Raw genomic sequence first — 13,226 nt, 5'->3', positions numbered from 1 at the left:
AAATGTATTAAAGCTGCGGTTCTTCTTTTGGCTTGGTTTTGTCGATGCCGGGGATGTGCAATTGGCCGTCCGCCACTTGGTCGCCTTCAAGCTGCGGTTGTGTGGCCCACGTCAGGATGTCGTAGTAGCGACGGATGTTGGCCACAAAGTGCACCGGTTCGCCGCCGCGGGCGTAGCCGTAACGGGTTTTGCTGTACCACTGCTTCTGCGCAAGGCGAGGCAGCATTTTCTTCACATCCAGCCACTTGTTCGGGTTAAGGCCTTCTTTTACCGCTAATTTGCGCGCGTCATCCAAGTGCCCGGTGCCTACGTTATAGGCGGCCAACGCAAACCAGGTGCGGTCTGGCTCTTGAATATCATCGTCCAACTGGTCCCTGATGTAGGCCAGGTATTTGGCGCCACCCTGGATGCTTTGCTTGGGGTCCAGTCGGTTAGACACGCCCATCGCTTGTGCTGTGTTCTGGGTCAGCATCATCAGCCCGCGAACCCCAGTTTTAGAGGTCACGGCAGGTTGCCACAATGACTCTTGATACCCCATGGCGGCCAACAGGCGCCAATCAACCTCCTCCTTTTTAGCGGCTTCCTTGAAGAACTTTTCGTACTTGGGCAGACGTTGTTGCAGGTGCTGAGCAAAGGTGTAAGCGCCGACGTAGCCGAGCACGTCTACGTGCCCGTAATAGCGGTCTTTCAGGCGTTGCAGAGTGCCGTTTTTCTCGACCTTGTCGAGGTAGGCATTAATCTCGCTGAGCAGGCTGTTGTCTTCGCCGGCCACCACGGCCCAGCGCTGGCTGCGGGCGTCGCCCAAATCAAAGGCCACGCGCACATTAGGGAAGTACACCTGATTCATGGCCACTTCGTTGGAGTCGACCAAGGTTAGATCAATCTGCCCTTCATCGACCATGCGCAACAAGTCGACGACTTCTACAGCGTCTGACTCTTCGTACTCGATTCCAGGGTAGGTCTTCTTGAGTTCGGCTAGCTGCTCAGCATGGGAGCTGCCTTTAAGAACGGTGATGCGCTTGCCGACCAGATCAGCCGCAGTGGTTGGGCGCGATTGCCCATTGCGATAAATGATCTGAGGGGTAACTTCGAGGTATGGATGAGAAAACTTAGCTTGTTTGAGGCGGTTATCGCTGCTGACCAGACCGGCAGCAGCTAGCACCGGGCCGTCAGGTTGGCCCAGCTTGTTAAACAGGTCATCCAGATTGTCGGCGGTTTCGATTTCGAGCTTTACACCCAGATCGTCGGCAAAGCGTTTTACCAGCTCATATTCAAAGCCGGTCTCGCCGTTGCGGTCCTCGAAATAGGTAGCCGGGCTGTTACGGGTGATCACCCGCAGTACCCCATCCTCCTTTACGCGCTCAAGGGTGCTGGGTTTTTCAACGCAGGCACCGAGCATCAGGAAGAGTCCGGTTGCGAGTAGCCATTTGGCCCCACGCTGGCGGAATGCAGTTAGAGAAAACATCCGCGCAGTATACGCAAAGCGGCACGGGTGCCATATCTCGACAATTTGTGGGCATTCTGATAACAGCCGCTAAAATCGCTGAAACCCTTATGGAATGGGGGTTGACGGTGTGGCTAAAGATCATAATCGACCATCCGTTAAACGGCTGATAGCCATAAAGAATAAGGCTTTGGTCGATTAACGACGTTTGGCGTGTGTCTAGTGTGCCGTTTCGGGTGCCGTGATCGATGGTTTAGGCTAGAATGCCGGGCCTCAAAGCACACCCCTCCCGAGGCTGTCCCGAAGATGTTGATCCTGCGCGGCGCTCCTGCCCTTTCTGCCTTTCGCCACAGCAAACTCCTTGCACAACTGAGCCTCAAGGTTCCAGGTGTCAGTGATTTGTATGCTGAGTTCGCCCACTTTGCCGATGTAACCGGTGATCTGACTAGCGATGAACAGCAGGTACTGGCTCGTCTCCTGAAGTACGGCCCAAGCGTGCCGGTCCAAGAGCCAAGTGGCCGACTGTTTTTGGTGTTGCCGCGGTTTGGCACCATTTCCCCTTGGTCGAGCAAGGCCAGCGACATTGCCCGTAACTGTGGCCTGGATAAAGTCCAGCGCCTGGAGCGCGGCATTGCCTTCTATGTTGCCGGTCAGTTCAGCGATGCTGATGCTCAATTGATTGCGTCGGTCTTGCATGACCGCATGACCCAAATCGTTCTGGGCAACCTTGAGCAGGCTGCCGGTCTGTTCAGCCATGCCGAACCGAAGCCGTTGACGGCTATCGATGTGTTGGGTGGCGGCCGCGCTGCGCTGGAAAAAGCCAACGCTGAGTTGGGTCTGGCGCTGGCTGAAGACGAAATCGACTACCTGGTTAATGCCTTCAATGGTCTGGGTCGCAACCCGCACGACATCGAACTGATGATGTTTGCCCAAGCGAACTCCGAGCATTGCCGCCACAAAATCTTCAATGCCAGCTGGGATATCGACGGCCAGAGCCAAGAAAAAAGCCTGTTTGGCATGATCAAAAACACCTACGTGATGCACAGCGAAGGCGTTCTGTCGGCTTACAAAGACAACGCTTCGGTGATCGTCGGTAGCGTGGCTGGGCGTTTCTTCCCGAACCCTGAAACCCGCCAGTACGGCGCGGTGCAGGAGCCAGTGCACATCCTGATGAAGGTTGAAACGCACAACCACCCAACCGCCATTGCTCCGTTTCCGGGTGCAGCGACCGGTTCCGGCGGCGAGATTCGTGACGAAGGCGCAACCGGCCGTGGCGCCAAGCCAAAAGCGGGTTTGACCGGTTTTACAGTTTCAAACCTGCAAATCCCGGGTTTTGAACAGCCGTGGGAAGTGCCATACGGCAAGCCTGAGCGCATCGTGACAGCGCTGGACATCATGATTGAAGGCCCGCTGGGTGGCGCGGCGTTCAACAACGAGTTCGGCCGTCCAGCGCTGACTGGCTACTTCCGTACGTTCGAGCAGTCCATCACCACCCCGCGTGGCGATGAAGTGCGCGGTTACCACAAGCCCATCATGTTGGCGGGCGGCATGGGCAACATCCGCGCCGAGCACGTACAAAAAGCCGAGATCACCGTAGGTTCCAAGCTGATCGTGCTGGGCGGCCCGGCGATGTTGATCGGCCTGGGCGGCGGTGCTGCTTCTTCCATGGCCACGGGCGCAAGCTCGGCAGACCTGGACTTTGCTTCGGTACAGCGCGAAAACCCGGAAATGGAACGCCGTTGCCAAGAAGTCATCGACCGTTGCTGGCAGTTGGGTGACAAAAACCCAATCAGCTTTATCCATGACGTAGGTGCGGGCGGTCTGTCCAACGCATTCCCTGAGCTGGTGAACGACGGCGACCGTGGTGGCCGTTTTGAACTGCGCAACATTCCAAACGACGAGCCGGGCATGGCCCCGCACGAAATTTGGAGTAACGAATCCCAGGAACGTTACGTTCTGGCAGTAGGCGTCGAAGACTTCGACCGCTTCCAAGCGATCTGCGAGCGTGAGCGTTGCCCGTTTGCCGTTGTAGGTGAAGCGACTGCCGAGCCACAACTGACCGTGACCGACAGCCACTTCGGCAACAACCCGGTGGACATGCCACTGGAAGTGTTGCTGGGCAAGGCGCCGCGCATGCACCGTTCAGCGGTACGTGAAGCAGAGCTGGGCGATGACTTCGATCCGTCGACCCTCAATGTCGGCGAGAGCATTGAGCGCGTCCTGCACCACCCAGCTGTGGCCAGCAAAAGCTTCCTGATCACCATTGGCGACCGCACCATTACCGGTCTGGTTGCCCGTGATCAAATGGTGGGTCCGTGGCAGGTTCCGGTCGCTGACGTTGCTGTCACCGCCACCAGCTTCGATGTGTATACCGGTGAAGCCATGGCCATGGGCGAGCGTACGCCGCTGGCACTGCTGGATGCTCCGGCATCTGGCCGTATGGCGATCGGCGAAACCCTGACCAACATCGCTGCTTCGCGCATTGGCAAAATCTCCGACATCAAACTGTCGGCCAACTGGATGTCGGCTGCTGGTCACCCAGGTGAAGACGCCCGTCTGTACGACACCGTTAAAGCCGTCGGCATGGAGCTGTGCCCTGAGTTGGGCATCACCATCCCGGTGGGCAAAGACTCGATGTCGATGCAAACCCGCTGGAGCGACGAAGGCACAGACAAGAGCGTAACGTCGCCGCTGTCGCTGATTGTGACCGGCTTTGCTCCAGTGCTTGATATTCGCCAGACCCTGACCCCGGAACTGCGCATGGACAAAGGCCTGACCGATCTGATCCTGATCGATCTGGGCCGTGGCCAAAACCGCATGGGCGCTTCGATTTTGGCCCAGACCCACGGCAAACTTGGCAAACACGCACCGGACGTTGATGACGCAGAAGACCTCAAAGCCTTTTTCGCCGTCATCCAGGGCCTGAATGCTGACGGCCATCTGTTGGCTTACCACGACCGTTCCGATGGCGGTTTGCTGACTAGCGTGATCGAAATGGCGTTTGCCGGTCACTGCGGTCTGAACCTAAACCTCGACTGCCTGACCGAAAACGCCAGCGAAATCCCGGCCATCCTGTTCAACGAAGAACTGGGTGCGGTGATTCAAGTGCGTCAAGACGCAACCGCAGAAGTGCTGGCTCAATTCAGCGTTGCTGGTTTGGGCGAGTGTGTTGCCGTGATCGGTCAGCCACTGAACAATGGCGAAGTGACTATCAGCCATCAGGGCGAAACGGTCTTTGAAGGCCAGCGCCGTCTGTTGCAACGTCAGTGGGCAGAGACTAGCTACCAGATCCAACGTCTGCGTGATAACGCCGACTGCGCCGATCAAGAATTCGATGTGCTGCTGGAAGAAGATAATCCGGGCCTGAGCGTCAAACTGGGCTTTGATGTCAACGACAACATCAGCGCGCCGTACATCAAAAAAGGTATTCGCCCACAGGTTGCCGTACTGCGTGAGCAGGGCGTCAACGGTCAGGTTGAAATGGCAGCGGCGTTTGACCGTGCTGGTTTCAACGCGATCGATGTGCACATGAGCGACATTCTGGCTGGTCGTGTCGACCTCAATGAGTTCAAAGGTCTGGTTGCTTGCGGCGGCTTCTCTTACGGTGATGTGCTGGGTGCCGGTGAAGGCTGGGCCAAGTCAGCGTTGTTCAACACCCGTGCACGTGATGCGTTCCAGGGCTTCTTCGAGCGTAGCGACAGCTTCAGCCTAGGTGTGTGCAACGGTTGCCAGATGATGTCCAACCTCAGCGAACTGATCCCGGGCAGTGAGCTTTGGCCACACTTTGTGCGTAACCGCTCAGAGCAGTTCGAAGCCCGTGTTGCCATGGTTCAGGTACAAGAGTCGAACTCGATCTTCCTGCAAGGTATGGCGGGTTCGCGCATGCCAATCGCTATCGCTCACGGCGAAGGTCATGCCGAGTTCGCCAGTGAAGAAGCACTGCTTCAGGCCGATCTGTCGGGTTCTGTAGCGCTGCGCTTCGTCGACAACCACGGCAAAGTGACTGAAAGCTATCCGGCCAACCCTAACGGTTCGCCGCGTGGGATTACCGGTCTGACCAGTCGCGATGGCCGTGTGACGATCATGATGCCGCACCCGGAGCGTGTGTTCCGCGCTGTACAGAACTCGTGGCGTCCTGAAGAGTGGAACGAAGATGCGCCGTGGTTGCGCATGTTCCGTAACGCTCGCGTCTGGGTTGATTAAGGCATTCTGAAGTTCAATGCCCGTTAGACGCATATCCCTTGTGGGAGCGGGCTTGCTCGCGATGGCATAGACGCGGTTTAACAGAAACCGTGTTGACTGCATCGCTGGCAAGCCAGGCTCCCACAGGTTTTCAGGCGTGTTCAACAGAGTGCTCGCTTATGTACAAGCTCAGCTTTTTCGTTCCGCCGAGTCATGTTGACGAGGTCAAAAGTGCTGTATTTGCCGCCGGTGGCGGTCGAATCGGCACCTATGACCACTGCGCCTGGCAGACCATGGGGCAGGGCCAGTTTCGTGCACTGGATGGCAGTCAGCCGTTCATTGGGCAAACGGGTCAGGTCGAGTATGTCGGTGAATGGAAAGTTGAGCTGGTCATTGCAGACGAGTTGATTCACGCCGTGGTGGCTGCGCTCAAGCACAGTCACCCGTATGAAACACCTGCGTATGAAGTGTGGCGCTTGGCTGATATTTAGCCCGGCGCTGCATGAAAAAGCCCGCTGACCCTTATGGGGCAGCGGGCTTTTTAGTGCGCGGTATTTTTTTGCGGGTTAAGGGCGTATCTCAACCATCGTGCCGTTTTTGACCATGTTCCAGACTTCGCGCATTTCATAGTTTTTCATCGCGATACACCCATCGGTCCAATCCAGGGTATGGAACAGTTCTTCAGGGTTGTCTTCGGAGTCCGGTGTACCGTGAATCATGATCATTGAACCTGGGTTCACACCTTCACGCCGTGCAGTCGCTGCATCGCTAATGTTGGGGTAGTTGATATGCATGGCCAAGTTGAATTTGTCGCTTTTCTTACGCCAGTCCACCCAGTAAAGCCCTTCGGGTGTGCGCTTGTCGCCTTCGCGCATTTTTGGCCCTTTGGGTTGTTTGCCCAATGAGATGCGGTAGGTCCTGATGGGTTTTCCATCGCTGATCAGCTCCAGCTTGCGTGCTGATTTGAGCACCAAGATTTTGTCGACGCTTTTACTGTCACCAGCTCGGGGTAACGCTACCGGCGATTTAAGCACCAGATCTTTATCGACGGGTTTACCGTTGATTGTCATGACGACAGCGGCTTGGCAGGTAATAGCAAACGACAGGCAAAGAGCAGCAAGCAACCAACGCATTAGAGGGGTATTCCTGAGGTACGAGGCAAACGACATTATTGTGGGTGTTTAATCAACTCTGCCAGTGGCGGCACAGCTTCGCTGCGCACAGGATAGGTCTGTGTTAGGCGATCTGAAAAAAAGCATTCTAGGGTACGGCTGACGGTGCGAAAAGCTAACTCGGACCAAGGGATGTCAGCCTCATCAAACAAACGCACCTCCAGGCTTTCTTCGCCGGCTGAAAAGTCGAGGCTTTGCAGTTCGGCGCGGTAGAAAATGTGCACCTGATTGATGTGCGGAACATCGATCAAGGTATAGATAGCCAGTTGTTCAACGTGGGCGCAGGCTTCTTCGAGCGTTTCGCGGCGAGCGGCTTGTTCGACGGTCTCACCGTTCTCCATAAACCCTGCGGGCAGGGTCCAGTAACCTTTGCGCGGTTCGATGGCGCGTCGGCACAACAGCACTTGTTTGCCCCACGTAGGTAGGCAGCCAGCGACGATATTCGGGTTTTGATAATGAATGGCGTGGCAATGGTCGCAGACATAACGCAGGCGAGAATCGCCTTGCGGGATATGTTGACTGACAGCGTTGCCGCACTGGCTGCAAAATTTCATGCTGTGCTCTCTGGTTCTGGCGCCTATCTTGGGGCTGGGGCCGGATTACGGCAAGCGCCACTTTTCCCCCTGCGACAGCGTGGGGCTTGGGTGAGCCGGGCAATTTGGTGCATGATGCCCGATAAGTGACGGATCGAGATGACCTATGCTGGACGAGCTACTTAGCCGTGTGAGTCGCTATACCCCACGGACGTTGGAAACAGACCTGCGCTTTCCCGAGGCTGCTGTACTCCTGCCGGTGACGCGCAGTGCTGAGCCCGAACTGATTTTGACCCTGCGCGCCAGCGGGTTGTCGACCCATGGCGGCGAAGTAGCCTTCCCCGGTGGACGGCGCGACCCTGAAGACCCGGACCTGGTGTTTACCGCGCTGCGTGAAGCCGAAGAAGAAATCGGTTTGCCACCGGGCCTAGTCGAAGTCATCGGCCCACTTAGTCCCCTGATCTCATTGCACGGTATTCGAGTAACGCCTTATGTCGGGTTGGTCCCGGACTATGTTGAGTATTTGGCGAATGATGCCGAGATTGCTGCCGTGTTCAGCGTACCGCTTGATTTTTTCCGTCAGGACCCGCGTGAGCACACCCACCGCATCGACTATCAGGGGCGCAGTTGGTATGTGCCCAGTTACCGCTTTGGCGTGTACAAAATCTGGGGCCTGACGGCGATCATGATCGTTGAACTGATGAACCTGCTGTACGACGACGTGAACATCAGTCTGCATACCCCACCCGAACGATTCATCAATATTTAGAGCTGTCAGCAGACAGCCACGCTTGCCTTGAGGACATCAGCATGAAATATCGCTTGGGCGACTCGCACGTCGAAACGCATCCCGACAGTTGGGCGGCTCCCAACGCCACCTTGATCGGCAAGGTGCGTCTGGAAGAAGGCGCCAGTGTCTGGTTTAACGCTGTATTGCGCGGTGATAACGAACTGATCCTGATCGGCAAAGACAGCAACGTCCAGGACGGCGCGGTGATGCACACCGACATGGGCTACCCGCTGACGCTGTGCACCGGCGTAACTATTGGTCATAACGCCATGCTGCATGGCTGCACGGTCGGTGATTACAGCTTAATCGGCATTAACGCGGTGATTCTCAATGGCGCCAAGATCGGCAAGCATTGCATCATCGGCGCCAACTCGCTGATCGGTGAAGGCAAGGAAATACCTGATGGCTCGCTAGTCATGGGGTCGCCGGGCAAAGTGGTCCGAGAACTGACCGATGAGCAGAAAAAAATGCTCGAAGCCAGCGCTGCGAATTACGTGAAAAACGGCCAGCGTTATGCGCGTGACCTCACGGTGCAAGACAGTGAGTGAGGTTGAACGCCCAGTCGCCTCGCCGTGCGTGAACATTTGCGCACTGGACGATGATGATGTGTGCACCGGTTGTCAGCGCACCGTGGCTGAAATCACCCGCTGGAGCCGCATGACCAACCCTGAGCGTCGCGAAGTGCTGGCTTTGTGTCATGAGCGCGCCACGTCCAGCGGAGTGATGTGGGTGTTGGGCAGCTAGACATAAACCTTGGAGCGAGCAACCTCGCTCCTACAAAATTTGACATGACTCAAGTACCCTGTGCGCCTTATTTAGAGGTGTCGCCCGCTCCCATGCTGTTTCTAATCGCCTACATCACCAGCGTCGTGCTGATTAACTACGCGTTTTCCACGGCCCCGCACCTGGACATCATCTGGTCTGCGTGGGGCGGGCTGGTCTTCGTGTTGCGCGACATGGTGCAAACCCGCTTTGGGCACGGTGCCATTTTGGCTATGCTAGCCGCGCTGGTGTTGTCATATGTCACCTCCGACCCTTCCATCGCCTTGGCTAGTGCTACGGCCTTTGCGGTGTCGGAGTGCATAGATTGGCTGGTGTTCAGCATCACCAAGCGGCCGTTGCATGACCGGCTCTGGATCAGCTCGGCGCTGAGCATCCCGATTGATACCTTTATCTTCTTCGGCATGATCGACGCCTTTACGCCGGGCGTGATCCTTACGGCGATGGCCTCTAAGTTCGCCGGTGTCACCTGTGTCTGGTTGGCGATGGCCTGGCGTTTGCGCAAAGCCGCTGCCTAATCATGTAAAATGCCGCCTTTCTTCCCAGCAGGCGCGAGCGTTGCGAGCGCCTTCGATGATTTGCTTCCTTGAGGACCTGAAATGACCCGTATCGGAACTCCACTGTCGCCGACCGCGACTCGCGTATTGCTGTGCGGCTGCGGCGAGCTGGGTAAAGAAGTCGTCATCGAATTGCAGCGCTTGGGCGTTGAAGTGATTGCAGTTGATCGTTACGCCAACGCACCGGCCATGCAGGTTGCACACCGCAGCCACGTGATCAACATGCTGGATGGTGCGGCACTGCGTGCCGTGATCGAACTGGAAAAGCCGCACTACATCGTTCCGGAAATCGAAGCCATCGCCACCGCGACCCTGGTCGAGCTCGAAGCTGAAGGGTTCAACGTTATCCCGACTGCCCGTGCTACGTCGCTAACCATGAACCGCGAAGGTATCCGTCGTCTGGCGGCAGAAGAGCTAGACCTGCCTACCTCGCCTTACCACTTTGCTGACACCTTTGAGGATTACAGCAAGGCTGTTCAGGACTTGGGCTTCCCGTGTGTGGTCAAGCCGGTGATGAGTTCCTCGGGCAAAGGTCAAAGCCTGCTGCGCAGCACTGACGATGTACAAAAAGCCTGGGATTACGCACAAGAAGGCGGTCGTGCGGGCAAAGGTCGGGTCATCATCGAAGGCTTTATCGACTTCGACTACGAAATCACCTTGCTCACCGTGCGCCACATCGGCGGCACAACCTTCTGTGCGCCAGTCGGTCATCGTCAAGAAAAGGGCGATTATCAAGAATCCTGGCAGCCGCAAGCCATGAGCCCGATTGCACTGGCCGAGTCCGAGCGTGTCGCCAAGGCAGTGACTGAAGCGTTGGGCGGTCGTGGGCTGTTTGGCGTTGAGCTGTTTATCAAAGGCGATCAGGTATGGTTCAGCGAAGTGTCGCCGCGTCCCCATGACACCGGTCTGGTTACCCTGATTTCCCAAGATTTGTCGCAGTTTGCACTGCATGCCCGCGCCATTCTGGGCTTGCCGATCCCGTTGATCCGTCAGTTCGGCCCATCGGCATCGGCAGTGATCTTGGTAGAAGGCCAGTCGACCCAGACCGCATTCGCCAACCTCGGCGCCGCTCTGAGCGAGCCGGACACCGCGCTGCGCTTGTTTGGCAAGCCAGAAGTCAATGGCCAGCGCCGCATGGGCGTTGCCCTGGCCCGTGATGAGTCGATTGAAGCGGCTCGCGCCAAAGCCACTCGCGCCGCCCAAGCGGTTGTCGTAGAGCTGTAATAGACAATGCCCCCGTAGTCGCTGCCGAGGCACGAAGCCTGCGAGCTTTTAATCGTTAAGAGCTCGCAGCCTTCGTGCCTCGGCAGCGACTACACATCCCCGATTAAGCCACCTTATTCAGGTCCGCTTCTCTGGTTTCCTTCAGGCACAGCACAGCGATCAAGCTGAGCACTGCTGCGCCCGAGACATAGCCGCCTACCCAGCTCAAACCGCCCATCGCCACCAGCTTCTGGGCGAAGAACGGTGCAGCCGATGCACCAACAATCCCGCCGAGGTTATAGGCCGCAGAGGCGCCGGTGTAACGCACACGGGTCGGGAACAGTTCCGGGAGCAGGGCGCCCATGGGGGCAAAAGTCACGCCCATCAAAAACAGCTCAATGCATAAGAACAGCGCCACGCCCCACGTGGTGCCGTGAGTGAGCAGCGGTTCCATCAAAAAACCAGACAGAATTGCCAGTACGCCTCCGACCACTAACACCGGCTTGCGCCCGTAACGATCGCTGGCCCACGCCGACAGCGGCGTCGCGGCGGCCATAAACAGCACGGCAAAGCACAGCAGGCCGAGGAATGTCTCGCGGGTGTAACCCAGTGTTGAAATGCCGTAGCTCAGCGAAAACACCGTTGAGATATAGAACAGCGCATAGCACACCACCATCGAGGCGGCGCCCAGCAACATCGGTGCCCAATATTGCGCAAAGAGTTCGACGACCGGCATTTTCACCCGTTCGTGCTGCGCCACGGCCTTGGAGAACACTGGGGTTTCTTCCAGCTTCAGGCGCACATACAGGCCGACCATCACCAGCGCGGCGCTTAGCAGGAACGGAATCCGCCAGCCCCATGAGCGGAACTGCTCGTCGCTAAGAGACATGGCCAGTATCAGGAACAAGCCGTTGGCGGCCAGAAAGCCAATAGACGGGCCTAACTGCGGGAACATGCCGAACCAGGCGCGTTTGCCTTTCGGTGCGTTCTCGGTGGCCAGTAATGCCGCGCCGCCCCATTCGCCACCCAGCCCCAGGCCTTGGCCGAAGCGCAGCACGCACAGCAGAATCGGGGCCCAGGCGCCAATCGTGGCGTAACCCGGCAGCACGCCGATCAAGGTGGTACACACGCCCATCAATAGCAAGGAGGCGACCAAGGTGGATTTACGTCCGACTCGGTCACCGAAATGGCCGAATAAAAATGAACCCAGCGGGCGTGCAAGAAAGGCGATACCAAAGGTTAGGAAGGCCGACAGCATTTGCGCTGTGCCAGAGGTTTGCGGGAAAAATACCGGGCCGATGACCAGTGCAGCCGCCGTGGCATACACATAGAAGTCGTAGAACTCGATGGCCGTGCCAATAAAACTGGCTGTCGCGACGCGGGTAGCGGAATTGACCGGCTTGTCGGACGAGGCTTCGCTGTAAGTGGTGCTGGTGGTCATGCGCATATCCCTGACAGTTATGAGCTTCTGGGTCGAATCAGCCTTTGCGGCCGTCTGTACCAGAGCAATTTTTATGGTCGAAGGGCCCTATGGATAAGGGCAGGTGCAAACGCAGTTCGGGATGGGAGCGTGCGCCGATGTTGCATAAAGCAACCCGTCAACAGCGCTGGGTGCGGGTAGCACGCGTGTCGACGGGGCTTGGGTAAGCGCGATGATTATAGGGAGCCCTGTTCGAATGTAACAAGACCTTACGCGGCGATTAAGCCGCGGGCTTGACGCTGTCGTGCCAGATCAGTACGCGGCTCACGCGGTTTTCTTCCGTCGCGAGAATTTCTAGGCGGTAGCGGCCGATCTTCAGGCAAACGGTGCTTTCTGGAATGGTTTCCAGTGCTTCGGTGACCAGCCCGTTAAGGGTTTTCGGGCCATCGCTGGGCAGGTGCCAGCCCAGGCTTTTATTTAGCTCGCGAATAGAGGCAGCGCCATCCACCACAAAGCGGCCGTCCGGGAGCGGCTCAATATGAGGGTTGTCGAGATTTTGCTCGTTTTCAAATTCGCCGACGATTTCTTCAAGAATGTCTTCGAGGGTCACGATGCCGAGTACTTCGCCGTATTCGTCAACCACCACGCCCATTCGGCGTTGCTGTTTGTGGAAGTTGAGCAGTTGCAGTTGCAGCGGGGTGCTTTCTGGGACGAAGTACGGTTCGTGGCACACCGCAAGCAATGCTTCTTTGGTCAGGCTGGCGTCGGGCAACATGTGTTGGATATGCCGGGTGTTGAGGATGGCCTCGACCTGGTTTATGTCGTTATGAAAAACCGGCAGGCGGGTGCGCTTGGTGAGGCGCAGCTGCTCAATCAACTCGTCAATGGAGTCGTCCAGATTGAGCCCTTCAACGTCACTGCGTGGAATCAGGATGTCGTTGACGGTGATGTTGTCCAGCGCATGAATGCCCGAAATCAGCGTAGTACGGCCATTGGCCTGCTCGGCGTCGCCCTCAGAGTTTTCGCTGTGAGTCTGCAGAGGTTCGTCGCGATGTCCCTTGATGGCCTTGTTGCGCGAAGTCTTGCCAATAAAAAAACCCAGTCCCAGAAACAGCAGGGCCAATACTGCGAGCATTGGCCCGTGG

General features: G+C 57.1%; 11 protein-coding genes and 1 pseudogene. 7 read left to right on the top strand and 5 right to left on the bottom strand.

The genetic code is table 11. The features are described from left to right. Positions 1 to 7: 7 nt before the first annotated feature. Positions 8 to 1,465 (bottom strand): membrane-bound lytic murein transglycosylase MltF, encoded by a 1,458-nt coding sequence (gene mltF / locus B347_RS0121000; RefSeq protein ID WP_026014325.1) that lies wholly within the window; start codon positions 1,463 to 1,465, stop codon positions 8 to 10. Between the two features lie 285 nt (positions 1,466 to 1,750). Here mltF and purL point away from each other — a divergent pair, with 285 nt between their 5' ends. Both purL and B347_RS0120990 read left to right on the top strand, forming a co-directional pair. Further along, positions 1,751 to 5,647: a phosphoribosylformylglycinamidine synthase gene (gene purL, locus B347_RS0120995; RefSeq protein ID WP_019411664.1), complete on the top strand. Its 3,897-nt coding sequence runs from the start codon at positions 1,751 to 1,753 to the stop codon at positions 5,645 to 5,647. A gap of 158 nt (positions 5,648 to 5,805) precedes the next feature. After that, a complete protein-coding gene (locus B347_RS0120990; protein ID WP_019411663.1) occupies positions 5,806 to 6,117 on the top strand; it encodes a YqfO family protein in 312 nt (103 codons plus the stop codon). A 75-nt stretch (positions 6,118 to 6,192) separates the two neighbouring features. On the opposite strand, the gene B347_RS0120985 is transcribed toward B347_RS0120990, so the two are convergent. After that, on the bottom strand, positions 6,193 to 6,759 hold the full coding sequence (locus B347_RS0120985; RefSeq protein ID WP_019411662.1) for a L,D-transpeptidase family protein: 567 nt from the start codon (positions 6,757 to 6,759) through the stop codon (positions 6,193 to 6,195). A gap of 35 nt (positions 6,760 to 6,794) precedes the next feature. Then, on the bottom strand, positions 6,795 to 7,352 hold the full coding sequence (locus tag B347_RS0120980; protein WP_019411661.1) for an NUDIX hydrolase: 558 nt from the start codon (positions 7,350 to 7,352) through the stop codon (positions 6,795 to 6,797). A gap of 145 nt (positions 7,353 to 7,497) precedes the next feature. On the opposite strand from B347_RS0120980, the gene B347_RS0120975 reads away from it, so the two are divergent. From B347_RS0120975 to purT, 5 genes are all read left to right on the top strand, one after another. Beyond that, complete coding sequence (locus B347_RS0120975) at positions 7,498 to 8,100, top strand: CoA pyrophosphatase (protein ID WP_019411660.1); 603 nt, start codon at positions 7,498 to 7,500, stop codon at positions 8,098 to 8,100. A 41-nt stretch (positions 8,101 to 8,141) separates the two neighbouring features. Continuing rightward, positions 8,142 to 8,669 carry a gamma carbonic anhydrase family protein gene (locus B347_RS0120970; RefSeq protein ID WP_019411659.1) on the top strand — a complete coding sequence of 176 codons (528 nt, stop codon included), beginning with the start codon at positions 8,142 to 8,144 and terminating at the stop codon, positions 8,667 to 8,669. Next, positions 8,662 to 8,865, top strand: coding sequence for a DUF1289 domain-containing protein (locus tag B347_RS0120965; RefSeq protein ID WP_019411658.1), 204 nt, complete (start codon positions 8,662 to 8,664; stop codon positions 8,863 to 8,865). Before B347_RS0120970 ends, B347_RS0120965 begins: the two co-directional genes overlap by 8 nt. A gap of 92 nt (positions 8,866 to 8,957) precedes the next feature. Next, on the top strand, positions 8,958 to 9,419 hold the full coding sequence (locus tag B347_RS0120960; protein ID WP_019411657.1) for a VUT family protein: 462 nt from the start codon (positions 8,958 to 8,960) through the stop codon (positions 9,417 to 9,419). A gap of 81 nt (positions 9,420 to 9,500) precedes the next feature. Further along, positions 9,501 to 10,682: a formate-dependent phosphoribosylglycinamide formyltransferase gene (purT, locus tag B347_RS0120955; protein ID WP_019411656.1), complete on the top strand. Its 1,182-nt coding sequence runs from the start codon at positions 9,501 to 9,503 to the stop codon at positions 10,680 to 10,682. 103 nt (positions 10,683 to 10,785) lie between these two features. On the opposite strand, the gene B347_RS0120950 is transcribed toward purT, so the two are convergent. Together B347_RS0120950 and B347_RS0120945 are read right to left on the bottom strand one after the other, a co-directional pair. Next, positions 10,786 to 12,102, bottom strand: a complete 1,317-nt coding sequence (locus B347_RS0120950; RefSeq protein ID WP_019411655.1) for an MFS transporter — start codon at positions 12,100 to 12,102, stop codon at positions 10,786 to 10,788. Between the two features lie 259 nt (positions 12,103 to 12,361). Then, positions 12,362 to 13,216 (bottom strand): annotated as a pseudogene (locus B347_RS0120945) (transporter associated domain-containing protein); the annotation flags it as partial. Between the last annotated feature and the right edge of the window lie 10 nt (positions 13,217 to 13,226).

The organism is Pseudomonas psychrophila HA-4 (assembly GCF_000282975.1).
GTDB lineage: Bacteria > Pseudomonadota > Gammaproteobacteria > Pseudomonadales > Pseudomonadaceae > Aquipseudomonas > Aquipseudomonas psychrophila_A.
Note: the sequence above shows the minus strand (reverse complement) of the source record. Positions and strands in the feature narration are given on the sequence as shown.